General features: G+C 69.7%; 18 protein-coding genes and 1 pseudogene. 6 read left to right on the top strand and 13 right to left on the bottom strand.

Features of this window, described 5'->3' with window-relative positions; all coding sequences use genetic code 11:
* Positions 1-219: 219 nt before the first annotated feature.
* Positions 220-1,689, bottom strand: coding sequence for an MFS transporter (locus tag ACIBO8_RS25885; protein WP_396117882.1), 1,470 nt, complete (start codon positions 1,687-1,689; stop codon positions 220-222).
* Positions 1,690-1,908: 219 nt separating this feature from the next.
* Here ACIBO8_RS25885 and ACIBO8_RS25880 point away from each other — a divergent pair, with 219 nt between their 5' ends.
* A complete protein-coding gene (locus ACIBO8_RS25880) occupies positions 1,909-2,367 on the top strand; it encodes a MarR family winged helix-turn-helix transcriptional regulator (RefSeq protein WP_396117880.1) in 459 nt (152 codons plus the stop codon).
* Here the strand turns inward: ACIBO8_RS25880 and ACIBO8_RS25875 are convergent.
* The 6 genes from ACIBO8_RS25875 to ACIBO8_RS25850 form a co-directional block, all read right to left on the bottom strand.
* A complete protein-coding gene (locus ACIBO8_RS25875) occupies positions 2,352-3,182 on the bottom strand; it encodes a thioesterase II family protein (RefSeq protein ID WP_396117879.1) in 831 nt (276 codons plus the stop codon). The genes ACIBO8_RS25880 and ACIBO8_RS25875 overlap by 16 nt on opposite strands.
* The gene (locus tag ACIBO8_RS25870) at positions 3,179-4,882 is read right to left on the bottom strand and encodes an NAD(P)/FAD-dependent oxidoreductase (protein ID WP_396117878.1); all 1,704 of its coding nucleotides are present in this window, start codon (positions 4,880-4,882) and stop codon (positions 3,179-3,181) included. The genes ACIBO8_RS25875 and ACIBO8_RS25870 overlap by 4 nt, the downstream gene beginning before the upstream one ends.
* Before the next feature lie 56 nt (positions 4,883-4,938).
* Positions 4,939-6,609, bottom strand: a complete 1,671-nt coding sequence (locus ACIBO8_RS25865; RefSeq protein ID WP_396117877.1) for an NAD(P)/FAD-dependent oxidoreductase — start codon at positions 6,607-6,609, stop codon at positions 4,939-4,941.
* 63 nt (positions 6,610-6,672) lie between these two features.
* Entirely contained in the window at positions 6,673-8,307 is a 1,635-nt protein-coding gene (locus ACIBO8_RS25860) for an NAD(P)/FAD-dependent oxidoreductase (protein WP_396117876.1), read from the bottom strand.
* Positions 8,308-8,357: 50 nt separating this feature from the next.
* Positions 8,358-13,829 (bottom strand): type I polyketide synthase, encoded by a 5,472-nt coding sequence (locus tag ACIBO8_RS25855; RefSeq protein ID WP_396117875.1) that lies wholly within the window; start codon positions 13,827-13,829, stop codon positions 8,358-8,360.
* Positions 13,830-13,910: 81 nt separating this feature from the next.
* Complete coding sequence (locus tag ACIBO8_RS25850) at positions 13,911-15,215, bottom strand: cytochrome P450 (protein ID WP_396117874.1); 1,305 nt, start codon at positions 15,213-15,215, stop codon at positions 13,911-13,913.
* 211 nt (positions 15,216-15,426) lie between these two features.
* Here ACIBO8_RS25850 and ACIBO8_RS25845 point away from each other — a divergent pair, with 211 nt between their 5' ends.
* Positions 15,427-15,981 (top strand): TIGR03086 family metal-binding protein, encoded by a 555-nt coding sequence (locus ACIBO8_RS25845; protein ID WP_396117873.1) that lies wholly within the window; start codon positions 15,427-15,429, stop codon positions 15,979-15,981.
* Positions 15,982-16,329: 348 nt separating this feature from the next.
* Positions 16,330-17,643 carry a cation:proton antiporter gene (locus ACIBO8_RS25840; RefSeq protein WP_396117872.1) on the top strand — a complete coding sequence of 438 codons (1,314 nt, stop codon included), beginning with the start codon at positions 16,330-16,332 and terminating at the stop codon, positions 17,641-17,643.
* A gap of 101 nt (positions 17,644-17,744) precedes the next feature.
* Here the strand turns inward: ACIBO8_RS25840 and ACIBO8_RS25835 are convergent, their stop codons facing one another.
* Genes ACIBO8_RS25835 through ACIBO8_RS25825 form a run of 3 tightly spaced genes read right to left on the bottom strand, consistent with a single transcriptional unit; the run spans position 17,745 to position 19,906 of the window.
* Positions 17,745-18,377 carry a TetR family transcriptional regulator gene (locus tag ACIBO8_RS25835; protein ID WP_396118216.1) on the bottom strand — a complete coding sequence of 211 codons (633 nt, stop codon included), beginning with the start codon at positions 18,375-18,377 and terminating at the stop codon, positions 17,745-17,747.
* 5 nt (positions 18,378-18,382) lie between these two features.
* Positions 18,383-19,201, bottom strand: coding sequence for a 4'-phosphopantetheinyl transferase family protein (locus ACIBO8_RS25830; RefSeq protein WP_396117871.1), 819 nt, complete (start codon positions 19,199-19,201; stop codon positions 18,383-18,385).
* Between the two features lie 57 nt (positions 19,202-19,258).
* On the bottom strand, positions 19,259-19,906 hold the full coding sequence (locus ACIBO8_RS25825; protein WP_396117870.1) for a TetR family transcriptional regulator: 648 nt from the start codon (positions 19,904-19,906) through the stop codon (positions 19,259-19,261).
* A gap of 122 nt (positions 19,907-20,028) precedes the next feature.
* Here ACIBO8_RS25825 and ACIBO8_RS25820 point away from each other — a divergent pair, with 122 nt between their 5' ends.
* Positions 20,029-20,574 (top strand): flavin reductase family protein, encoded by a 546-nt coding sequence (locus ACIBO8_RS25820; RefSeq protein WP_396117869.1) that lies wholly within the window; start codon positions 20,029-20,031, stop codon positions 20,572-20,574.
* Between the two features lie 81 nt (positions 20,575-20,655).
* Here the strand turns inward: ACIBO8_RS25820 and ACIBO8_RS25815 are convergent.
* A pseudogene (locus ACIBO8_RS25815) lies at positions 20,656-20,787 on the bottom strand (IS5/IS1182 family transposase); the annotation flags it as partial.
* A gap of 452 nt (positions 20,788-21,239) precedes the next feature.
* Between ACIBO8_RS25815 and ACIBO8_RS25810 the strand changes: the two are divergent.
* Both ACIBO8_RS25810 and ACIBO8_RS25805 read left to right on the top strand, forming a co-directional pair.
* Positions 21,240-21,440: a hypothetical protein gene (locus tag ACIBO8_RS25810; RefSeq protein ID WP_396117868.1), complete on the top strand. Its 201-nt coding sequence runs from the start codon at positions 21,240-21,242 to the stop codon at positions 21,438-21,440.
* 44 nt (positions 21,441-21,484) lie between these two features.
* The gene (locus ACIBO8_RS25805; RefSeq protein WP_396117867.1) at positions 21,485-22,048 is read left to right on the top strand and encodes a hypothetical protein; all 564 of its coding nucleotides are present in this window, start codon (positions 21,485-21,487) and stop codon (positions 22,046-22,048) included.
* Here the strand turns inward: ACIBO8_RS25805 and ACIBO8_RS25800 are convergent.
* Both ACIBO8_RS25800 and ACIBO8_RS25795 read right to left on the bottom strand, forming a co-directional pair.
* Positions 22,036-23,826 (bottom strand): caspase family protein, encoded by a 1,791-nt coding sequence (locus ACIBO8_RS25800; protein ID WP_396117866.1) that lies wholly within the window; start codon positions 23,824-23,826, stop codon positions 22,036-22,038. The genes ACIBO8_RS25805 and ACIBO8_RS25800 overlap by 13 nt on opposite strands.
* 66 nt (positions 23,827-23,892) lie before the next feature.
* Complete coding sequence (locus ACIBO8_RS25795) at positions 23,893-24,261, bottom strand: hypothetical protein (protein ID WP_396117865.1); 369 nt, start codon at positions 24,259-24,261, stop codon at positions 23,893-23,895.
* Between the last annotated feature and the right edge of the window lie 9 nt (positions 24,262-24,270).

The raw sequence follows: 24,270 nt of genomic DNA, 5'->3' as shown, positions 1-24,270 counted from the left end.
CCACAACCGATGAAGTCGTCAACTGTATAATTCATCGTATGTAGAGCATAGATCTCCGTCACGGCGTGGTCAACCGTTGCGGGACCTGACGAACGCGGCCCCGCCTCGAGTCGAGGCGGGGCCGCGGCAGGACGGGATCAGGAGTCGTCGCCGGTCCGAGACGGTTGATCCCAAGGAGGCCGGGAGTGGGGGAAGCCCGGCCCCGACAGGGGCGGCGCGCTACCGCGATTCCTTCGCCGCCGCGAGTTCCGGCCCGGCCGGACGGCCGGTTGCGGGGGCGGCGGCGCCCGCCGGCGGACGCGCACCGGGCGGCGGACCCATCCGGCCGCGCGGCAGGAAGAACGTGCCGAGCAGAGTGACGACGCTCAGCCCGATGCCCGAGGCGCTGATGGCGGTCAGCGCGTGCACGTAGGCACTCTTGTCCGTCTGGTCGCCCAGAGCGTTGAAGAAGATCACCCCAAGCACCGCGACACCGATGGTCTGGGCGAACTGCTGCGAGGTGGTGAGCACGCCGGAGGCGACGCCCGCCTGGGCCGGAGCCACCTTCGACATCACCACGCCAGTGAGCGCGGGCAGCGTCACGCCGGTGCCGAGCCCGCCCAGGATCATGGGCGCCACCATCTCCCACACGGAGGTGTTCGAGCCGGAGGCGCTGAGCGCGATCAGCAGAACAGCCGTGCTCGACACCAGCAGCAGCTGGCCGACGGTGATCACGATGCTGCCGAACTTCATCAGCAGCGGGCGGGCCAGCAGCGAGCTCACCGCGAAACCGAGGCCCATGGGGGCGAAGGTCAGGCCGGCCTGCAGTGGGCCGAGGCCGAGACCGAACTGCAGGAACATCGTCATGCAGAACAGGAAGCCCGAGTAGAACGTCATCACGCCGACGATGACGGCGGTGCCGACGCCGTAGGCGCGGTTGCGGAACAGGGTCACGTCCAGCATCGGCTGGCCGCCCCGGGCGAGCAGGTTCTTTTCGTAGACCAGCGCGGCGATCCCGACCGGCACCGCGGCGCCCATCATGATCCAGCCCCACACCGGCCAGTGCTCCGAACGGCCGATCACGATCGGCAGGATCGCCAGGCCGAGGGCGAGGGCGATGCCGACATTGCCGATCACGTCCTGCTTCGGCCGCTTCGCCGCCTTGTTGCCGGGCAGCAGGCGGGCGGCGAGGAACAGGGTCACCGCGCCGATCGGGATGTTGATGAGGAAGATGACCCGCCAGCCGAGGTTCATCACGTTGGCCGACAGCAGCGCACCGCCGAGAATCTGCGCCGCGAGGACCGCGATGCCGATCGTGGCGCCGAACCAGGACAGCGCCTTCGGCCGCTCCGGCGGGTCGAAGGTCACCGTGATGAGGGCGACGATCTGGGGCACCATGAGCGCCGCACCGACGCCCTGAACCAGGCGCATCGCGACCAGCTCGGTGCCGTTCTGCGAGATGCCGCAGAAGAACGAGGCGACGGTGAACAGCAACATGCCGCTCATGAACAGCCGCTTGTAGCTGAAGATGTCCCCCCAACGCCCGCCCGCAACGAGGAAAGTGGCATAGGTGAACGTGTATCCACCGATGACCAGCTCGAGGGTGGCCCGGTCGAGCTTCAGCTGCGACTGCAGGGACGGGGTGGCGACGTTGATGATGTAGAAGTCGAAGATGGCCATGAACATCGCCACCAGGGCGACGGCGAGCATCAACCACCGCCGCCGGTCAGCACCGGCTGCCGGAGGCGCTGCGCTCAGTGAGCTCATTGGTGGTACCTCCCGTGGGAGCGCCAGCGAGAATGTGTGCCGGCTAACGATATGAAGCACTGTAGGCGCACGGTCGCTAGCCGTCAAATCATTGCCCGGCTAGCGACTTTTCTTGCCGCCGACTACCATTGGTGAGATCACCGACTCGAAGGAGTGGCAAGCGTGAGCGACTTCATCGACGCCTATATGCGCTCGTCGAAGACCTTTCGAGCCGTGTCCGACGCCGCCCTGCGCCGCCATGGGCTCCGCCTCGGCCAGAATCTCCTGTTGGCGGTGCTGTGGGAGAACGACGGCCAGACCCCCGGGACCATCGCCGCCGAGGTCAATGTCATGACTCCCACCATCGTGAAGATGGCCAACCGGATGACCGCGGCCGGCCTGCTGACCCGGCGGCGGGACGAGCACGACAGCCGGTTGGTCCGGCTCTACCTGACCGATGCGGGGCGCGACCTGCGCGAGCCGGTCGAGAAGGAGATGCACAACCTGGGGCAGCAGCTGACCGCGGGCCTGGAGCCGGACGAGGTGGCGACCATGATCCGGCTCCTGCACCGGGTCACAGCCAACGCGCTGGGCTCCGAGTCCGCCACGCACGAAGTTGAGTGCGATCACACGGACGACTGAGCGGCGAGACCACGCTGACGCCGCGGGGCGACGCCGGCGAGCCGCGCGATGCGTTCGGCGAACTGCCGCTCAAACTCGCCGCTAGCGAGGAAGAAGTGCTCCCCTTCCAAGAAGACGAGCTCGCAGACGCTGGTCGTCTCGTGGGCCCACGCCAGCACCCCGGCCGCGTCCGTCATCGGGTCCTGCCGACCGGCGAATGCCACCACCGGGATCGGCAACCTGGGCACGTCCGGGCGCGCGTATTGCTCGGCCAGCCGAAGGTCCCTGCGGATCATCGGCAGGAACAGCCGCATCAGCTCCGGCTGCCGCGTCAGCGCGGTCGGCAGTCCGCCCAGCGCATGCAGCGCGCCGACGAACTCCCGATCGGCCAGCCGATGCACCGGGCACTGCGAGGCCGGCAGCGATGGGCCGTTGCGACCGGCGACCGCCAGTAACGCCGGCGGCCGGCCGCGCTCGAGCATGCGGTGGCTGATGTCGAAGGCCAGCAGGGCCCCCAGGCTATGCCCGAACAGCACGTACGGCGCATCGGCGCTCGCCGGATCCGCGGGCCGCGGCCCGACCTCGGCGGCGACGGTCTCCGTGAGGCCGCCGACGAGAGCTTCCCAGTCCGGCTCGTGCGGCTCGCCCATCCGTGTGCCGCGCCCGGGCAGCTCGAGCGGAACGACCCGGGCGAATGGGTCCAGCCAACGCCACGCGCGAAAGTGCGCGGTGCTGCCGCCGGCGTGGGCGAGGCAGAAGACCCGCGTCGCCGGCCGCGGCGGCGGATGGTCCGTGCCCCGCCCCGCGTCGGCGGCGGTGACCGAGAGCAGGCTCAACGGTCCGATCCCGTTTGCTTCGACCGGCGGGAGTCGCCGCCCTTCGCGGCGAGTGCAGACGGCGGGACGTTCGTCAGGTTCTCCTTGGTCAGCATGGACCGGAACTCCGCCGGCGCCACCGTCTTCGTCCACGCCATGGCCTTGAGGCGCTTGGTCAACGTGAAGTGGTAGTAGCGGTCGTCCGGGTCGGCGAAGCCGTACAGCGGAGGCTTGAACTTGGCTTCGCGCAGCGCCTGCCAGATACGGTCGGCGGCCCCCGCGGCGGTGAGCTCGCCTGCGCGCACCTGCTGGGTCCACTCGAACGTCGACTCGAGCAGCTCCGGCAGTCCCCGTGGGAGGGTGAACCAGAACGCTCCCTCGTCCCATCGCTGCGTGCGGCTCCAGTCGCCGTCGCCCAGCGCATGGTTGCGAGCGCTCTTGAGGGACAGCGCCGCCAGCATCGACCACAGCAGCCAGACCCGGCTGAACGGGTTCCAGAGCCGGAAGTCGCTGGTGGCCACCCGTGCGGCGGCGAGGATCCGGTCATTGAATGCCGTCAGTTCCGTCTGGAACGCCGCCACCTGGGCGAACCGGGCCGGGGAGAAGTCATCCGTGTGGACCGCGCGGATCAGCACCGGCGCGAGTGCATAGACCAGCTCCGCGGCCATCGTCACGTCGCGCGAGAGGAACATGTCGTTACGGGAGGCGGAGCGCTCGAACAGGAAGTGCCGAGACCCCACGGTCCGCGTGACGGTGCGCTGCCACAGGGCGTCGCTGGACCACGGGGACGCCGCGACCGCGGTCGCGAAGGTCGCGGCCAGCTGCGGGAAGCGCTCGATCAGCGCTCTGAATCCGGCCTCGGGATCCTTGGGCAGGTCCCCGTACCGGTCGGGGTCGACGCTCACGGTCACCGAGGTGCGCGCGGTGCCGGCCTCCGGGTGGTTGTCGAAGTGCGCGATCTGGATCCAACCACCGTCGAACAGGTGGCTGATCGTCCCGAGCGACCACGGCGAGGCGCCGGGGTAGGCGCTCTGCGGCACTTCCTGCTCGAACTGACGGACGCCTTTCAGGTGCGCGCTCATTACCCGCGACCGCGTCCGCAGGCTCGCCACCGGATCCGAGCCGCCGAGCTTGGCGACGATGGGCGAGTCCATTCCCACGGAGTCGACGAGGTAGCGCGCCCGGTAGCGCACCCCGTCCGCGGTGGTGACCTCGACGCCGTCCCCACCCGGCAGCGGACCCGTCGCGGCCAGCACGCTGCGGTGCCGGGGCACGACGGCCCCGTACTGACGCGCGATCTCGTGCGCGTACTCGTCCACGTCCGGACGGAACATGTGCCACTCAGAGTGCTCGCCCGGGACGTTGAACTGAACGGTCTGCGTGGGGTCCTGCTGCTTGCCCGCCTGGTGGTACAAGAAGCTCAAGCTGCGCTTGACCCCGCTGGTCCGCCGCACCCGGTCCGGCAGGTCGCACGTCAGGCCGAACGCCCCGATCTCCGGGATTTCATAGCGCCGCGCGAGGGTGAAGAAGACCTCGGCCGTGTACGGCACGGTCGTCTCCCCCGCCGCCACCGTGGCATCCGCCTCGGCATCGACCAGCAGAACCCTCACACCGTTCTTTGCCAGGACGGCGGCCAGCAGGTTCGTCGCCAGATGCGCGCCGACCAGGGCGACGTCGTATTTCTCCTTGGGATCGGCCAGCGGCCGCCGTCCGTCCTTCACCGTCATTCTCCCGTCTCGTGTCCCGGTTCCCTGCCCGTGCGTCTGAACGACGCGGCTCAGAACAGCTTGTTGCCGCGTAGCCGCGCCTTGACCGCCTCGCGGATGTTGTGGGTCATGATCCGGGCCAGCTGCGGATCGCCTTCCCGCTTCGCCCAGCGCATGAGGTTGATCATGGTGTGGGGGTTCGGCTTGATGAAGCGAACCTCCCGCTCGGCCAGCCCGAAACCCTTCGGAAAGTAGTCCGCATGCTGGATCTCGTCGTAGAGCAAGTCGGTGGCGTCCGCCGGCGCGACGGTGCCCGCCTCGACCGCATCGAGCTGCTTGACCATCAGGTTGTGCAGCTCCGCGAAGCCGTCGTTGTCCGGCCAGTACAGGCCGAGGTGGGGCACCTTCTCGAGCTCGGTGAAGTGCTCGTCCTTGCCGTCCTCGCGGTACAGGGAGAGCGCCTCCTGCAGCCGCCAGACGCCGGCGTTGGCGCCCCAGGCCCAGATCCGGAACACCGCGGACCAGAGCCCGTAGTCCTTCCAGGAGATGAACGCCGCGTTGACCAGTTCGTCGTTGAAGTCCAGCGCCGCCTGCTGCGCCCGGTCGACGAACTCGAAGCGCTCCGCTGAGAAGTCGTCGTCCTTGACGGCGCGCAGCAGCCGGTAGGCCAGGACGTTGATCGCCTCAGCGGTGTTCGACAGGCCGCGGGAGAAGAGCGGGTCGATGACCCCGGCGGTGTTCGCCAGCAGCATCCAGCGGTCGCCGACGCTCGTGCTGGTGGAGTACTGCTGCCGTTCGGTGGAGACCCACTCGCGGGCCGGGATGCAGCCCTCGAACTGCCGGGCGATGTCCGGGAACGGCGCGCACAACCGCGCGAAGTCCTCCTCCGGGCTCATCCCGGGCACCTTCGGGAACTTGCGCGGGTCAACCGTCATCCCGATGCTGCACAAAGGATTCTTCGACCACTTGTTGTTGTCGAAGGCGATGACCCAGGCCCAGCCGCCCTCGAACATGTGGTGCACGGTGCCCTCGTACCACGGCCACGGGGGGCGCAGCTTCGGATTGACGTGGGTGAACAGCTCGTCGGTCGGCGTCACGTTCAGCGCGTGATTCCACAGGGAGCGCGAGTGGTGCTTGAAGCGGCACGGGTCTTCGCGCAGGCCCAGCTTGCTGGCCACCGGCGAGCGGAGGCCCGAGGCGTCGACCAGGTAGCGCGCACGGTATTCGCCGCGCTTGCCGGCCAGGCGCACGCCGGAGTCCTCGAATTCCACATCGTCGACGATGAAGTTCTGCCGGATCTTGGCGCCATACTTCGCCGCCACGAGGAACATGTAGGCGTCGGTTTCCTGCCGGAACAGGTGGGCGGCCTCGTGGAGGATATGCGGCGGCGTGCCGAACTCGTTCACCTCGACCGGGTTCTGCGGCACTCCCTCGTGGTGCAGCAGGAAGCCGAAGTGCCGCTTGATCCCGAAGTGCGGGCCGAGCGTCTTGGTGGTACTGGTGAAGGAAGCGAGCTCGGAGATCTCCGGCACGCCGTAGCGCTCGGCCAAGATGCGCAGTGACACCAGGGTGAAGGGGATCGTCGACTCACCGATGGAGAACCGCGGGTGCGACCCGCCGTCCACCAGCAGTACCTTGGTCCCCTGCCGGGCCAGGATCGCCGCCAGGATCGAGCCCGCGAGCCCCGATCCCACGATCGCCACGTCGTATGTCACGCTCTCTGGAGCCGTGTCAGTGTCCATGGTCGTGCTACCTCTCGTGAGAGTTGACCGGCTGGATTGATAAGCCGGGGCCTCGGGGCGTGATCACGGGCGCAGGCGAAGCACGAGGTTACGCACGCGCTCCTTGACCAGGCCGCTCATGGCGCCGTGCATGAGCTCGCCGACTTCCTTGGGGGCCTTGGTGCCGGCCCACTTCGCCGCCTGGACCATCTTGGGCGGGGTGATGTAGATGTAGTGCTCCTCCGGCACCCCGATCTTGAAGGCTTCGGGCACGTAGTCGGCCTCGCGCAGCACCTGGAACAGGCGATTCGCGGCCACCTTCGGGTCCAGCGTCCCGGAGTCCACCTGACGGCACAGCTCGAGGGCGGTGAAGCGCATCTCGTTGTAGGCCTCGCTGACCGGGAACGGCGAGCCGGGGTAGCGGACCTGTTCCAGGGCCTGGAAGACCTCGTCGCGGCCGTCCCGCTCGAACGCGAAGTACGCGTTTTCCAGGGTGAGGGCGGCGAGCACCGTACTCAGCGCCCAGGTCCGGAAGACCGCGTTCCACAGGTCGTAGTCGCGGAAAGCGACGAACGAGGTGTAGACGAGGTCGTCGTGCACGTCGAACAGACCCTGCTGGAGCTCCTCGACGTACTGGAACCGCTCGAGCGACCAGTCGCCGTCGCGGCTCGCCTCGATCAGCCGGCCGGCCAGCGCGTTGACAACCTCGAACGAGTTGGTCAGTCCGCGCGAGTACAGGGCGTCGATGAAGCCGGCGGCGTGCGAGGTGAGGCAGAAGCGGTCGCCGATGACCTGCTTCGACGAGTACTGCAGCCGGCCGGTCGACACCCAGGGCCGCGCGGCCCGCGCGTTCTTGAACTGTTTGGCCACGTCGGGGAACCGGGCGAGGAACGCGTCGAACTCCTCCTGCGGACCGAGATCGCCCTTGGGATGCACCCGCGGGTCGAGCGTGAGCCCGACGCTGCACAGCGGATTGAGCGAGTCCTTCGTGTTGTCGAACGGAATGACCCACAGCCAGCCGCCGTCGAAGATGTGGTGCAGCGTGCCGTCGTGCCAACGGCTCGGCTGCCCCTGCAGGCCGCCCGTCGGCGTCTCGTCGTACGGCTTCACCCCGATCATGTGCGTGAACAGGGATCGGGTGTGCGACCGGGCGCGGGTCGGCTCCTCGCGCAGGCTCAGCCGCTCGGCCAGCGGCGAACGGAATCCGGAGGCGTCGACGATGTACTCGGCCTCGAACCGTTCCCCCGACTGCGCCTGGAGCACCACCCCCGAGCCGCCGTCCACGTCGACCTCGGCGATCCGGACGCCGGTGCGGGCGTCGGCGCCGTACTTCAGCGCGACGTTGTACAGGTAGGCGTCGACGTCCTGGCGGAACAGGTGCGTCTCGGTCTGGAGCGCGACCGGCAGTACCAGCTGGTTGGCCTCCGCGGGGTTCTGAGTCAGGCCAGGCCGGTGATACACGAAGCCGAAGTTCTTCTTGTGTCCGCAATTGCGGGAGACGTTGTCCCGGATGTCGGCGTAGGTGGCCAGGGCGGCGATCTCGGGAACGTGGTACCGCGCCGCGATCAGCCGTACCAGTGCCGAGGTGTACGGGATGGTCGACTCGCCGACCGCGAACCTGGGGTGCAGGCCGGCATCGACGAGCAGGACGCGGACACCGTTACGGGCCAGGACGGCCGCGAGCATCGACCCGGCGATGCCCGCGCCCAGGATTGCCACCTGATACCGGTGATCGGAATCCGTTAAGCGTTGCGCTGTATCCAACTGCTTCACCTGCTTTCGTCAGCCGCAGGAACCTCCGCGGCAAGGGCGAGTTCCGAACCGGTGTGGCCTTCGTCGACCCGGGCCAGCAGGAACGCCGCCCAGAGGTTCGCGTCGGTTGCGAAGAACTCAGGACTGGAGATCTCCACACCGAAGTCCTTGCGGCACCGACTGATCAGCTCCATCACCATCAGCGAGTCCAGGCCGAAATCGAGCAGGTGGAACTCCCCGGCCAGGTCGGCCACGGGAAGCCGGAGCAGCTGGGCCAGCTGCTCACGCAGGTATGCGTCGACCAGGGCATGGCGGTCCGCGGGAGCGGCGGCGAGCACCGCATCGCGGACCACGGCGGGGGCGCCGGGATCCGGCCGGGCGGCGGTCGTCTCGATCCGGCGCAGAACCGGGCGCTCGGCGCGGGCCTGCAGCGTCGCCGAGTAGACCGGCCAGTCGGCGGAGCACACGACCTGGTGCACCTCGTCCCCGGCCAGCAGCGTGCCGAGCAGCGCCAGCGCTTGCGGGCTGGACAGTGGTACCAGGCCCGCCTTGGCCAGGAAGGCGGCGATCTCGTTGTCGAAGAGCGCGGACTCGAGCTCCCAGGAGGACCAGGCGACGGTCAGCGCGGCCTCGCCCCGGGCCCGGCGGTGGAAGGCGAGCTCGTCCAGGAAGGCGTTGGCTGCGGCGTAGCTGGCAAGGTGCTGGGAGCCCCAGGTCGCGGCGATCGAGGAGAACCCGAGGAAAAAGTCGAGGGGTACGCCTTCGGTTGCGCGGTGTAGCGCCAGACCACCGAGCACCTTGGGGGCCCACACCTTGTGGTACTCGGCGCGCTCGACCTCCCGGACGAACTGCGGCCCCGAGACGCCGGCGGCGTGGACGACGCCGACGAGCGGACGGTCCGGGTCGGCGGCCAACCGAGCGACCAGCGCGGCCACCGCCGTACCGTCGGTCACGTCGATGCAGGCCACCTCGACCTCGGCGCCGATCCCCTCGAGCTCGCGCATCAGGTTGACGCGCTGCCGGACGGACTCGGGCAGCGCCGGGTCGTCCCAGTCGGGGCGCTCGGGCACCACGGTGCGCCCGAGCAGGACGAGCCGGCCGGCCCCGCGCAGCGCGAGCCACCGGGCCAGCTCACGGCCGATGCCGCCGAACGCACCAGTGATGAGATAGCTGCCGCGGTGGCGGACCGCCACCTTACGACGCAGCTGCTCGTGCGGGGTGTGGGCGGCGACGATCCGGGCCACCAGGCGATCGTCGCCCCGCAGCGCCTGCTGGTCCTCACGGTCGGTCCAGGCCAGGGCCTCGACCAGCTCGGCGGCGACGTCGTCGCCATCCGCACGGTCGGGGTCGAGATCGATGGCGCCGCCCCAATGCTGGGGATGCTCGAGGGCGATCACGCGTCCGACTCCCCACAGCGGCGTGGCGGTCGGGGCATGGGTCCGCTGCTGCTCGCCGGCGGAGACGGCGCCCCGGGTGACGATGGTCAGCCTCACCCCGTCGAGGGAGGCGTCCGCGTGCAACGCCTGGACCAGGCCGAGCGCGAGCAGTTCGGTCCGATCACGGAAGGCGGTCAGCGCCCCCGGGCCGGAGTCTTCCAGGGCAGGGGCGTCGAGGCCGGTCAGCAGCACGATCCGGGACCCGCGTTGGGCGCTCGATCCGTCGCCTGGCCCGCGCTGCCAGGCGGCGAGCATCGAGCGCAGCGCGTCGCGGTACAGCGCGACCCCGGGAACATCGCCCGGCGCCGACGCGGGAGGAGCGACGGCCGTGGAGACGGCGCCCGCCGCGGTCAGCGCGCCGGCGAGGTCATCGGCCGCGCCGGGACTGTCGCCGACCACCAGCACGTCGGTGCCGCGCAGGTCCGTCGGCGAGGCGTCGTCCGCGTCGTCGACGGGCTCCCAGACCATGCGGTACAGCAACTCGTCCGGGTCGCGCCAGGGCTCGGGGGCGGGGCCGGTCGGCGGCGCCGTGATCTGCACGCCGTCCACCGCGCCGAGCCGCTCATGCGCCGCGCCGAGCAGGACGGCGCGCCGGGCATCCGCGTACACGAAGCGGACGTCCTCGGGCGCCGAGCAGCTCACGGCACCGAGGGCGGCGAGCCGTCCGTCCTCCCCCGCGGCCCAGAGCGTCGCCCCGACGGCGGTGGCCAGCACAGTTGCGAGATCGCGCCCGCCGCGCAGCTCCACCGACACACCGTCCGGGCCGCGCTCGGCGCGGGAGATCGTCTCGGCCGCAAGCAGGCGCAGGCCCGGCGGCAACTCGTCGCACGCGGTACCCGCATAGCCGGCCGGAGCGCCCGGCTCGGTTCGGCTCTCCCACCCGTCCGCGGAGGCACTCGGCTTGCGCCGCAACCCGCCGCTCACGTGGAGGCGCCACGGGGCGGCGGAGGCCTCCTCGGCCGGCGAGATGCTCCGTACCTCGAATTCGACGGCGGCGGGACCCTCCCCGGTAATGACCAGCTGAACCGTCCGCTCCGGATCGGGCACCAGCGGCTCGACGATCGTCACGTCTACGGCCTCGGTCCACGATCCGCCGATCGCGTCGCCGGTCGCGGCCAGCGCCCGCTCGACCAGCGAGCCGACGGACACTCCGACCGGCCCCTCGGCCTCCCCGGCCGGCACCCACCACGGCGAGTCCATGGCCAGCTGGTACGTCGGCCGGGCCGACCGCAGCCGCAGCCCGATTCCCGGGACCACGTCCCCGCGCGCCTCGGCCCGCGAGGCGCCGGCCTCCGCGAACCAGTACGAGTCGCCCTCCCACACATAGGTGGGCAGTGGCACGCGGCGCGCGCCGGTGCCGGCGTGGTAGCGGTCCCAGTCGACGGTGGCGCCACGCAGATGCAGCGCGCCGACAGCGAGCGACAGCGACCGGCGATCATCGGTGCCGCGCCGCAGGCTCGACACGAACTCGCAGGCGGGGTCGTCCAGGCCGCGGGCGGCGAGGCCGGAGAGCACCGGCTGCGGGCCGATCTCGAGGAAGGTCCGGAACGCGGCGTCGTACAGCGTCCTGATGCCGTCCGCGAACCGCACGGCTCCGCGGGCGTGGCGCACCCAGTACTCGGCGTCGATCTCGTCGTCCCGCACGATGCGGCCGGTCTCGTTGGAGATCAGCGGCGTACACGGCGCCCGGTACGCAATGGATTTCGCGGTCTCGCGCAGGTGGGCCAGCGCCGGGTCCATCAGCGGCGAGTGGAAGGCGTGCGAGACGGTCAGCAGCCGGTGCTTGATGCCACGCGACAGCAGTCCGGCCGTCACCGCCGCGACGTCCTCCGCCGCGCCGGAGATGACCGTGTCCGCAGGGCCGTTGACCGCCGCCACCGAGACGGTGCCCGTGAACGGCGCGATCGCCTCGAGCGCGGTGGCCTCGTCACACACGACCGTCGCCATGACACCGCCGGCGGGCAGCGCCTGCATGACCTGGCCGCGCGCCACCACCAGCCGGCAGGCATCGGGCAGGTCCATCACGCCGGCGACTGTGGCCGCCACGATCTCACCGATGCTGTGCCCGAGCATCGCGCTCGGTTCGACGCCCCACGACAGCCAGACCCGGGCGAGCGCGAACTCCACCGCGAACAGGGCAGGCTGTGCGTTCCCGGTGCGGTGCAGGGGGGAGGACGGGTCGAGCGGATCGGCCGGGTCCGCCGCGGAGCGCGCGAGCAGCTGCGCGAGCGATCCGCCGAGCAGCGGGTCCACGTGCGCGGCGACCTCCTGGATCGCCTCGTCGTACACCGGCTCCGCCCTCAGCGCCTCACCCATCCTCGGGTACTGCGACCCCTGGCCGGTGAACAGCCAAGCGACCTTGCGATGGCGGTGCGGGGCCAGGCGCGCGGTGACCCCCCGGCTCTCCCGTCGCCCGGCCGCGAACGCCTCCAGCCCGTCCGCGAGCTCGGCCGAGTCGGCTGCGGCGAGCGCCACCCCGAAACCCAGCCGGGAGCGGCCGACGTGCGTGGTGAAGCAGACGTCGGCCAGGGCCGGCGCCGACGGCTCCCGCAAGGCGGCCGCGTGCTTGCGGGCGAGTGCGCGCAGGGCCGTCTCACTGCGCGCGGAGAGGGTGATCGCATCGACGTCCCGGTGGCGGGAAGCGTCCGGCGCAACGGGCTCGGGCGCTGCGCCGACGATAGCGTGCGCGTTGGTGCCGGAGGCCCCGAAACTGCTGACCGCCCCGAGCCGGCCGGCCCGATCGCCCGGCCAGGGGCGCCGACCGGTGACGACCTCGATGGCCAGCGCGTTCCAGTCCACGTTCGGATTCGGTTCGGTCAGGTGCAGGTGCGGCGGAATCTCGCCGTGCTCCAGCGCGAGTACCAGCTTGAGCAGGCCAGCCACCCCCGCCGCGGACTCCAGATGGCCGATGTTGGTCTTGACCGAGCCGACCAGCAGGGGATCGCCGGCCGGGCGGTGGCGGCCAAGGGCTTCCTGTAGGGCCCGGAGCTCGATCGGGTCGCCCAGCGCGGTCCCGGTGCCGTGCGCCTCGACGTAGTCGATCTCGGCGGGGTCGAGCCGCGCCTGCTCGAGCGCGGACCTGATCACGGCCTGCTGGGCCGACAGGCTCGGTACCGAGATCCCGCTGGAGCGCCCGTCGTGGTTCACGGCGCTGCCCCGGATGACGGCGAGTACGCGGTCGCCCGCGCTCACCGCCTCGGAGAGCCGCTTGAGGACGACCATGCCGACGCCCTCCCCGCGGGCATAGCCGTCGGCCGCCGCGGAGAAGGTCTTGCAGCGCCCGTCGGGTGAGAGGGCGCGGAACTTGCTCAGCAGGACGAAGCTGTACGGGGTGAGCATCAGATTCACGCCGCCGGCCAGCGCCATGTCGCATTCGCCCCGCCGCAGCGACTCGCAGGCGTCGTGCAGCGCCACCAGCGACGAGGAGCACGTGGTATCGACCACCTTGCTCGGCCCCATCAGCCCGAAGGTGTAGGACACCCGCCCGGCGATGAAGGCGGGCTCACCGATCAGCTGATAGCCATCCATGTCCCGGATGTCGCCGACGTGCTGGCGGGCCCGCACGTAGTCGGTCGTCGAGACGCCGACGAACACGCCCGTGCTGCTGCCCTCGAGCCGGTCGGGGGCGTATCCCGCCCGCTCGAGCGCCTCCCACACCACCTCGAGGGTCATCCGCTGCTGGGGGTCCATGCCCACCGACTCACGCGGCGAGATCCCGAAGACCCCGGGCTCGAAGCGGTCGACCTCGTCGAGGAAGGCGCCACGGGTCACGTATGCCTTGCCCGGGGCCTCGGGATCCGGGTCGTAGTAGTGCGCGGCCCCGCCACGGGCGGTGGGGAACTCGCCGGTGGCGTCCACGCCGTCGACCAGCAGCCGCCAGAAGCCCTCGGGGTCGGCGACCCCGCCGGGCATCCGGCAGCCGAGGCCGATGATCGCGATCGGTTCTGCGACCCGGTGTCCGGCAACGGCGTTGAGCTCGCCGATGCGGCGCAGCGCCTCCGCGAGCAGGCGCCGGGTGTCGACGGAGGACTCCGCCGGCGCCGAAGAGTTCACGCTTTCCTCTGCCATGGACGCTTGACCCCCGATTGGCGAGCTGGTCGAAGAATGGGACGGACTCCTACGCCGAGCGGAACCTCAGCGCAGCAGGACGGGCAGGTGGTCCAGCGATCGCATCGGGATGCGCAGCTCCCACCGCAGCTCCTCGTCCGGCACCGCCAGACGCAGCTTGGGGAAGGTCTGCAGCATCGTGAGACAGGCCAGGCCCACCTCGGTGTTCGCCATCCGGGAGGCGAGGCAGTAGTGGACGCCGGCCCCCATCGCGATGCTGTCGTTGGCGTTCTCCCGGAAGATGTCGATCACGTCGGGGTTCTCGAATTTCCGTGGGTCCCGGCTCGCCGCGCCGAGCGAGAGGATCACCATTGAGCCCTTGGGAATCACCGCGCCGCCGACCTCGACGTCTTCCAGGGCATACCGGACCGAGCCCGGCTGCTGCGGGCCGTCGAGGCGGAAGATCTCGTCCATCACCGTGGTGCGCAGGTCCGGGTTGGCGAGCAGCTGCGCCCTCGCCTCGGTATCCTTCAGCAGCCAGTACATGCAGTTGCCGATCATGCCTTGGACACCGAAGTAGCCGGCCGTCATCACGTGGATCGCGGCCGCAAGCAGTTCGATCTCCTCGCACCGCCCGTCCTCCTCTTTGGCCTTGACGAGCGAGGTCAGCAGATCCTCGGCCGGCTCCACCCGCTTGCGCTCGATCTCCTCGGCGATGAGGACCTTCATCCGGTCGAGGGCCTTCTGCGAGGTCTCGGTGTCCTTGCCGCCGGTCAGCTCGTCCATGTCGAAGATCAGCTGTTCCTGCTTCGCGGGCGAGACACCGAGCAGCACGGACTGCACGCGCACCGGCAGCGGTTTGCCGAAGTCACTGACCAGATCCGCGCGGTCGCTGTCGCGGAAGTTGTCGATCAGCTCATTGGCGATCCGCACGATGTGCGGCTCCATCGCCGTGACCCGCTTGGCCGCGAACGCCTGCACCAGCAGCTTGCGCAGCCGGGTGTGGATCGGCGGGTCCTGATTGATCATCATGTGCCCGGACACCTCGTCGCGGCGCAGCACCAGGCCGCCGACCGGCGGGGCGGAGTCGGCGCCCGGCGGCTTGGGCGCATCCTCCAGGTTGCTGGAGAGCCGCTTGTGATCGAAGTAGCACTGCCGGACGTCTTCGAAGCGCGTGACCATGAACGCCTCGGAACCGTCGGGGAGGACCACCGGCTGTACCGGTCCCGCGTCCTGCAGCTCTCGGTAGGTCTGGTACGGCTCGTGCCCGAAGGCCGCGTCCAGCCGCACCGGGCAGCCGGACGCCGCGGCGGGAGCCGCCGCCTCGAAGTGCACCGGGCAGCCGGCCGCCGTGGCGGCAGCCGTCGCTGGCGACTGGGATTCCACGGACATGCTCAATCTCCTCACAACCGCGCCACGAGGACGCGGCCTCGTCATCCGCATCAGCCGACGAGCGAGGCACTCAACAGGCGATGATTTCGCCGTATGTGGAATATGACGCAGTCATAGATTGATGTCAACCGCCATCGTGAGCGGCAACCCGACCGCCCCGGGCTCCAAGATTTCGTTGCACGGCTAGCGATCCGGTGCTATACCTGGTGCCATGACAGTCGAAATCCTGGGGCAGTTCCAGCTCGCGACCGATGCGTTCGCGAAGCTGGCGGCCGGCGTGCGGCCCGACCAGCTCGCGCTCAAGACCCCGTGCCCGGAATGGTCGGTGCGGGATCTGATCGACCACGTGGTAAAGGGCAACCTGATGTTCACCCGCGTCATCACGGGGGCCGAGCCGCCCGCCGTGGATGTCGGCGCGGACCCGGACGCGGCGGTCCTCGCCTCCTCGAAAGCCCTGTATGAGGCCGCATCCGCCGAGGGTGTGCTGACGCAGATCTTCAAGACTCCCATGGGCGAACGCCCCGGCGGCCGCCTCATCGCCATCCGCATCAACGAGCTGAGCCTCCACGGCTGGGACCTGGCACAGGCCACCGGGCAGGGCTTCGAACTGCCCGATCCCGTCATCGCGACCTGCTTCCAGGTGCTGCAGGCCATCCTCCCCGAGGACCGCACCAGCACGCCCTACGACGCCGAGCAGCCGGCCGGGCCGGACGCCAGCCCGACCCAGCGGCTCATTGCCTTCGCCGGCCGAAGCGTCACCGCCTGAGCGGTCGCACCGCCGGCGACACTCTCGCTGATATCGATTGAACTTGCTCCCCGGCTCTTCCACACCTGACGAGTTCGAGGATAGGCTGTCTTCAACGCCTGGAGAATTTCCCAGCCGCACCTCGAAGCCACCGACAGCTTGCGCGCCATGATCGACGATGACGGAAACCCTCACCGGGCGTCTGACTGAGGGCAGTCGTCGGAGACGGGCACCAGTTCGAGCACTCGCCGGGCGGATGTCCTGAACATCACGGATCTCGCCGACGGCGACCATCGTGCTCCTAGCGGGTCACGCTGCACAGCGTCCTGCACCGGTTCGGTGGTCGCCGTCCATCCCGAAGGAGATCCGGTGAGTACCGACCTGCTCGTGACCCATGTCGTGGCCGGCTGCGCGATCATCATCGGCCTCGGCTTCGCGCTCGGCGCACTGTGCCGCCGGCTGCGCCAGCCGGAGGTGATCGGCCAGATCGCGGCCGGCATCGCGCTCGGTGGCAGCGTGCTCGGCCGGATTTGGCCGCAGCTGTTCCATGAGCTGCTTCCGACACAGGTCGTGCCCTACATCAACGTCGTCGCTCAGGTAGCCCTGGTGCTCTTCCTCTTCTCCGTCGGCTACGAGCTTGATCTGCGGGTCCTGCGCATTCAGCGTCGACTGGTGCCGACCGTCGCGGCCGCCGCCTTCGTCGTGCCCATGCTGCTCGGTGGCGGTTCGGTGTTCGCGTTCGGCTCGCTCTACCGCGACACCGGCGGCACCGGGCAGCATCGCGGCGCGTTCATCCTGTTCATCGCGGTCGCCCTCTCCATCACCGCGCTGCCGGTGCTCGCCGGCATTGTCGGCGAGCGCGGCATCGGCAGCACCCGGCCCGCCGTGGTGGCGCTGGCGACGGCCGGCGCGATCGACGGCGTCGGCTGGCTTGCCCTCACCGCCGCGGTGCTGATGGACGGCACCGCCACGGCCGCCGGCCGTTCGATGCTGATCACGCTGGCGCTGTTCGTCGGCTACGTCCTGGTCATGGTGTTCGCCGTGCGGCCGCTGCTGCTGCGCTGGCTGCGCCGCCCGGGCGCACTGGCCCGCAGCAACGTGCCGGTCATCGTCGCGATCGCGATGACCTCGGCCTGGGCCACGTCCGCTCTCGGTCTGCACGTCATCTTCGGGGCGTTCCTCGCCGGGCTCATCATGCCGCGGACCGAGGACGGGGCCCCGGACGCCGATCTGGTGCGCCCGATCGAACAGGCCGGATCACTGCTGATGCCGGTGTTCTTCGTGGTCGCAGGCCTGCCGGTGAACCTCAGCGGGATGACCGGCTCCGCCTGGATTCTGCTGACCGTGGTGTGTGTACTGGCGATGGCCGGGAAGCTGGGCGGCGGCTACCTCGGGGCCCGGCTGGGGGGCCTGCCGCGGCGGGAGGCGGCCGCGGTCGGCGCGATGCTCAACACGCGCGGGCTGACCGAGCTGATCGCGCTGAACATCGGGCTGCAGGACGGCATCATCAGCCGCGGCCTGTACACGGTCCTGGTCATCATGGCCCTCGTGACAACGGCGCTGACCGGCCCGCTGCTGAATCTGCTGCGGGTGCCGGCGCCGGGGTTCACCGCCCGCCGCCGGACGGCGACAGCCAAAGCGGAGCCGGAAGCAGGCCCCCTATCGGAGCCGGTCGTGCGGTGACCGCTCCGCCCGAGAAATCGTCCGGCGTCCCGTGAAACGGCGCATCGGCTCGACCGGCGGCGCCGGTCGAGCCGATGGTCGTGGTGCCCCGGCGCCGCGGTTCAGAGGCGCTCCGTCAGGTATCCCTGACAGGTGGGGGCCACGTAGCACACCAGGTCGTCCACGCTCATCGACGCGAGCGGCTCCACCTTCAGTACCAGGCGCAGGTAGACGATCCCGATCAGCTGAACACCAAGCAGCGCGGCGCGCACTTCGGCTTTGCCGTGACCGAGCGCCGTGGTGACGTCCAGCATCACCTCGCCCCCGACGAAGTCGCACAGCGCGGAATCCGCCTCCTCGAAGGCCCGCACGGAGCGGATCAGCGCCTCCACCTGCGGCCGGACTTCCGGGTCCTCCCAGTGGGCGAGGAAGGCGCGAGCGAGCCGCTCGCCGGCCCCCTCGGGGTCCCCCTCGGTGACCATCTCGACCAGCCCGGGGACCACGAATGCATTCTGCACGGCCGCCAGGAACAGGCCCTCCTTGGAGAGGAAGAAATGGTGGATCAATGCGGAGTCGACATCCGCCGCCTGAGCGATGCCGCGCATCGTCGTGCCGTCGAATCCACGTTCGCCGAACAGCGTTCGGGCAGTGTGCAGGATCGCACCGTGGGAGTTGCTAGGACCAACGCGTCGCCCGCTGCGCTTCTTCGGGTTCGGCGGGCGCGTATTTCGGCCGGTCACCATTTCTTCAAACATCTCCACTAGGACCCCGGATCCATTCTTTCAAGCAAGCCAAATATACCAGATCGCCGATATCTAACCGTCACGTTCGGCGCCCGAACCGCTAACGAACCAATAAGACCCGGCTCATCGGGAAGATCACGCAGAGTCCAATTCGAGGGCGCTCCCGCCAGGCCGGGAAAGCCGTCGATCCGAACCACGGCTTGCGTCCGGTCGGTACCGGCGGCCGCCTCGACGTCCGGATCCAGCCTCGTCGCGACGCTGCGCACATCGCCGGCGAGGCCGAGGCCGAGCGCCTTGAGCACCGCCTCTTTGCGCGTCCAGGCGCGGGTGAGCAGCCGCGCTCGCAGTTCCGCAGCAGCCTCGCACCACTGGGCGAACTCCGGCTCGGCCAACGCATAGCGGGCCAGCCGCCGCTCCTCCGACTCCCCCAGCGCGCCGACGACCTCGATGTCCACGCCGACGGCTCCGCATCGGCTGAATGCGATCGCCGCGGCGTCGCCCGCGTGCGCCAGACTGATATCGAACCGCCCGTCCGGCGGCGCCGCGGACGCCGCGAGCGCGAGCCGGCCGTCGACCGTCCGCGTCAGCACCCGGGCCGGGGATTCCCCCGGGATCGCCGCGCACGCGAGAAGGCGGGCGGCCGCATGCGCGCAGACATGGCGGTGCCGCAACGGCGGAGCCAGCCGGCCGAGCCGTGCCCGATCCTCGGGGGCCAGCAACGGCAGGCAGCGCTCCGCGGCAACCACGTCGTCGACGCCGACGAACCAGACCTCGACGACTGCCGCTGACCCGAGGGGCGGCGGACTCTGCGGTACGCCACGCCCATTGACCACCATCGCGACGAAACCTAAACTTCTACAGATGATGAATTGCCACGGAGCCCCAGAGGCGGACTAGCCATGATTCTCGCCTGTCCTCGCCGCGGCGACGGCCCCGCTCCGACCATCCTTGGCCTCCGGGAGGGGTCCGGTCAGACACCGCTGCAGGCTGCGCCCGACGATCCGCACCAACTCCTGTCGCTCCATCCGCGAGAGCGTCGGCGCGCCCAGCACATAGCGGCTCAGGCCCAGCGTCATCATCTGCGAGGCCGCCAGAGCGGCGCGCAGCTCCGGCCGATCCGGACTGACCTCGGCCGCAATGGCGCCGAAGAAAGGCACGATGAACGCATCCTTCATCAGGTCGGCGATCTGCGGGCTGTTGAGCGTCGAGACCAGGCGGACCAGCGACTTGGTGGACGCCGGGTCCTCCCAGAATCCGAGCATGAACCGCACGATCCGCGAACCGACCGCACCCGGCGCGCCGCGCAGGATCTCCTTGGCGAACTCCACGGGGTCGATATGGCCCTGAACGGCCTGCATGAGCAGCTCGTCCTTGGAGCCGAAGTAGTGCCGCACCAGGCTTGGGTCCACGCCGCTGCGGCGGGCAACGCCTCTCAGGCTGGTGCCGTGGTAGCCGCGCTCCAAGATCTCCTGCTGCGCAGCATCAATGAGCATCCGACGCGTGGGCTGCATCGGCTGGTCCCAGACCGTGCCGGGGTCCATACTTCGCCTCCGATCGCCCCCGCGCTTGGCCACATTATTCCGCACACGATGAGTTGATGCCAGCGCGCCCCCTCCCAACCCGACCCGGACCTTCCGTCTTCGATCAAAGGAAAGGAACGTCGATGAGCGACGAGCCGGAGAACGGCCCCGGCCAGCCCGCCGAGGAGGCGCTGTCCTACGAGGATTTCCGTGCCGTCATGGGGTCCTTCGCCAGTGGCGTGAGCGTGGTGACCACGATCGACGAGGACGGCACGCCATACGGCCTGACCTGCTCGGCGGTGTGCTCGGTGTCGGCCGGCCCGCCGCTGCTGCTGTGCTGCGTCCGCACGCCGAGCCGCACCCTGAACACGCTGCGCCGCTGCGGCCGCTTTGCGGTGAACTTCCTCGACGCCCAGGCGCGCGAGCTGTCCGACCTGTTCGCCGGCCGCACCACGGACAAGTTCGCGCTGGCCGACTGGGCGCCCGGCCCGACGCTCGGCATGCCGGTCCTCGCCCGCACCGTCGCCCACACGGAGTGCGAGGTCCACGAGGCCGTCGACGCCGGCGACCACATGGTCGTCCTCGGCCGGATGCGCAGCGGCCGGGCCAACACCGGACGCTTCCCGCTCGGCTACTGGCGCGGCAGCTACGTCGGGCTGTTCCGGATGACCGCCTCCGCCCGCCCCTGAACCCGGCTCGCCGCCGCCGACGGGAGCGGGGCGGCGGAACTGACCGCGCACACCGACGACGACCGTTTCCCGCGCGCAGAGGTGGCGTTTGTGCGGGGTGCGGATGGTTTCGCCAGCCCTCTGGTACGCCTCGTCGGCAAACGTCATGACGCCGGCGCCAGCCAGCGCGTCGATGACGCCGTGGGTGCGGGCGGCGGTCAGACTTCTTGGGCTCGCCACCTGCATCATCGCGTACCGACACGTCATGTGACATTTGTCAGTACCTCTTGACGCGTCGTTTCTTAGATCCTGTACATCATTAGCCGGTAGACCCTTTTCGATGGTGGTAGCCGACCCCAGGCCCGTTGCGCGAGTCAGGCAGTGCCGCGTCGCGTTACACCAGCGTGATGCGGCCGAACTGGACAACGCCGCCAAGAAAGCAGCCTGAGCACGCCTATGCGAAATCCGTGCCTGGGTGCGACCACTTGGCGACCATATCGCCCGGAAAACAGCCCCGGGGATATGCATGAAAATGATATCCCCTGGTCAGATTAGTCGGGCTGACGGGATTTGAACCTGCGACCCCTTGACCCCCAGACCGGCACCGGGTGTAGACCAGCATTCAGAAGGCTGCTGAGCTGCTCATACCGTCCTCCGACGTCCATGGATGTTCGCTGCTGTGTGCCTTGATCGTCACCCAGTTAGTCACCCTGCGCAGGGCTCCTGTCGTGTGGACCATCCCGGAGTACTCGCGTCCCGCAGCGGCGGGCTTTGTCCTGCTGTTTCGCTATGGCGCCGAGGCCGCCGCCGCGCAGAGCAACGGCCACAAGAATCCCGACCGCCTTGATCGAGTCCTCAACTGCCCGCACGTCCGCGGGTACCGGTGAAGGCGCCCACCTCCCGGGTGTGTACTGGGGAGATGAGGTGGCGGATGGATCGCGAATCGGTGAGCTCGACGGGCCGGGCCCTCGCGTGGCTGATCCTGCTGGGCGCGGTCTACACCGGACTACTTGGGGTCGGCTCCCAGCGGTGGACGGTGGCGCGGTACGGCATGGCGGGGCTGGCCCTGGCCGGCCTGCTGTGGCTGGTGGCCGTCCGCGTCGAGCGCAGTCTCGACTGGCAGGACGCCACCGCGAAGGTTCTCAAGGTCACGCCGCGCCCGTTCTCGGGCACCACTGCGCGCTGCGAGCTGACCCTGACAATGCCCAGCTGGCACATGCTCTCGCCGGTGACCGTCGTCGACTACCACGTCCCCTGGACGAAGTGGCCGGAGGTGGGCGCCTCGCTGCCGGTGAAGGTGGACCGGCGCAACCGCGGCCGGGTCCGCGTGCTCTGGGAGCAGGTCACCACGGCGGACGAGTCACTGCCGAGCCACCTGCATCCGGGCGTCCGGTACGACGACCTGTACGACGACAACTTCCTGGAGGAACCGGGGCCGGCGCCCTGGAGGATCGAACCGGAGCCGCCACCCGCGCCCGGCCGTCAGGAGTCGTAGTCGGGAGACTTGCCGAGGCGGGCCTCCACCGCGTTCGATTCGAAGGTCTCCTCGGTCATCCGGAGGTGGATCTCGTTGAGCGAGGGCAGATGCCGGATGCGGTACACCCGGAATCGCCCCGCGTCGAAGGAGAGCGTGCCGAAACCCAGCAGGGCCCCCAGGGGGGACTGCGAGGTTCGAACGTTGGTCATGCGCATCAGCGGGACGGAGGTCGTACGCCGCCACAGGAACCCGCGGACCAGGATGACGCGCCGGTTGGTCAGGACGAAACGCCCCCACGTCCAGGTCAATGCGCGCCATCCGGTCACGACAGCCACCGCGATCAGCAGACCGGTGGCGAGTGTAGGTGTGGCGAGCCCGTACAGCTGCGCGGGCAGCCGCCAGGCGGCCGGGATGACCACATGCAAAGCCGCACCCGAGGCGAGCCCGGACAGCGCGGCGCACACGATCGGATCGGCGCGATGCCGGCGCCACTCGCCGCGATACCGCTCGGTGGGGAACAGATACCGGACGACCAGGGTGGTCGGCTCGTCCTCCAGCGGCAGTCGCCTGCGCCCATAGACCCCGAGCGGGTCCTCGACCGGGCTGATGCCCAGGAGCTCCTCCTCTGTGAACACCGGCGACTCGTAGTCGCGGGCCGGAGAGTCCGGCGACACATAGTCCGACTCGAAGGCCGGATCCCGGAATCCGAACACCTCGTCGTCGTCGACCGGCCGCGAGGTTTCCGGAGCCGGTTCGGGCGGCGGGGAGATCGGCATCTCGGGCTCACGGCGGGGCCGGGGGGACGGCCGGCGGCGCACCGGTCGTGGTTTGGACACGGCGGGATTGGCGGCGGCCGACGCGAGCTGCTCCCGGGCGAGCGGACCCAGCGCCAGATCGTTGGTGACGACCAACCCTTCGAGCGTTTCCCGGGCGGCGGCCCGGCTGGCCGGCTTCTCGTCCGTCAGCAGGTCGCCGAGCATCTGCACGGCCATCCGCTGAAAATCCGGCCGGGGGCTGCGCAGCAGACCGACCACCTTGTAGATGTCGTCGGCGTGCCCGGTGTCGCCGGTCCGGTTACGGGCCAGCACGATCTCGCCGCCCTCGGCGCCGAGCAGCTCGATCTGCGGTGTCTGGTCCGGCTCCTCCTCCAGCACCACCGCGTACGCGTGCCGGTGCGCCTCGGAGACCGTGATCCTTCCCTTGTTGCCCACGTCCGCGAGCCCGCTGCGAATGCCCTCGACCAGTGCCGTCGTATAGATCGAGCCGGTCAGACCGGTACTCTTCGACTTGTACCAGTACGAGTACTGCCCGGCCCGGGAGGCGTAAAGGAGACAGACGCCCCGCGCGGCGGCCGCCTGCAGTTCCTGGTCGAGCAGCATCGGCTGGCGCAGGTTGGTTCCCTTGGTCCGGAACGCGGCGCTGTAGCAGGTGTCGAGAACGATCACGACTCGGCCGGCCTTGGTACGGGTGGCGAGGTCGTACACAAAGGCCGCCGGCACCGAGGTCGACTCCACCAGATCAGACCTGGTGTCCGCGGTGACGAAGAACAACCGCTTGTCCCGATCCCGCAGGCCGTGGCCGGAGATGTACAGCACCACGAAGTCGTCCTTGACACGGTCGGCGAACAGGGCGTTCACCGCGACCTGAATCTCCGTGCGCGAGGCGTTCACCAGTACCGGCGCCACCGAGAACCCGCAGACCTCCGGGTCGGACAGCAATGCCGCCATGTTCGTCGCGTCGTTCTCCGCCGCCGGCAGGTCATGGTACGCGCCGGTATAGCGCGAGGTGGCGATCACCAGCGCGTGCCGGGGGTTGCGCTGCGACGCGGTGGCCGGCTCGAAGAGCTCGTCGACGGCGCTCTCCTACTTGCGCCGCAGCCGAGCGACGACAGCCTGCACGATCGCCTCACGCTGCTCCGCCGTGGAATCGGGCAACTCCACGTCGACGTCCTTGCCGATGCGCACACGAACCGGCCGCTTGGCCCGTTCCGCCCACTCTCCCGCGAGCTTCAGCAGGTCGTAGACCGTTTTGCCGACGGCGAGCGTCACGCTGACCCACCCGACCAGCTCCGCGCCCGGCTTCGCACGCCCGGAGGCGGAAGCGGCGGGCTGGTAACTGGTGGTGCCGAGGTCTCGGTCTGCCACGTCGTCCTCGAACTGCCGGAGCAGATCGTCGCCCTCACCGGCGTCGTCCACCGTGAACTGCAGCTGAACCTCGCGGATGTCGCTCACCAAGGGAGT

Source organism: Actinoplanes sp. NPDC049681 (genome assembly GCF_044465265.1).
Taxonomy (GTDB): Bacteria; Actinomycetota; Actinomycetes; order Mycobacteriales; family Micromonosporaceae; genus Actinoplanes.
Note: the sequence above shows the minus strand (reverse complement) of the source record. Positions and strands in the feature narration are given on the sequence as shown.

Excerpts from the sequence above, each read along its gene's own strand:
- ACIBO8_RS25885 (WP_396117882.1), bottom strand. The coding sequence starts at position 1,689 with ATGCTCGCCGTCGCCCTGGTGGCGATGTTCATGGCCATCTTCGACTTC.
- ACIBO8_RS25865 (WP_396117877.1), bottom strand. The coding sequence starts at position 6,609 with ATGGACACTGACACGGCTCCAGAGAGCGTGACATACGACGTGGCGATC.
- ACIBO8_RS25850 (WP_396117874.1), bottom strand. The coding sequence starts at position 15,215 with ATGTCCGTGGAATCCCAGTCGCCAGCGACGGCTGCCGCCACGGCGGCC.
- ACIBO8_RS25845 (WP_396117873.1), top strand. The coding sequence starts at position 15,427 with ATGACAGTCGAAATCCTGGGGCAGTTCCAGCTCGCGACCGATGCGTTC.
- ACIBO8_RS25835 (WP_396118216.1), bottom strand. The coding sequence starts at position 18,377 with ATGTTTGAAGAAATGGTGACCGGCCGAAATACGCGCCCGCCGAACCCG.
- ACIBO8_RS25830 (WP_396117871.1), bottom strand. The coding sequence starts at position 19,201 with ATGGTGGTCAATGGGCGTGGCGTACCGCAGAGTCCGCCGCCCCTCGGG.
- ACIBO8_RS25825 (WP_396117870.1), bottom strand. The coding sequence starts at position 19,906 with ATGGACCCCGGCACGGTCTGGGACCAGCCGATGCAGCCCACGCGTCGG.
- ACIBO8_RS25820 (WP_396117869.1), top strand. The coding sequence starts at position 20,029 with ATGAGCGACGAGCCGGAGAACGGCCCCGGCCAGCCCGCCGAGGAGGCG.
- ACIBO8_RS25805 (WP_396117867.1), top strand. The coding sequence starts at position 21,485 with ATGGATCGCGAATCGGTGAGCTCGACGGGCCGGGCCCTCGCGTGGCTG.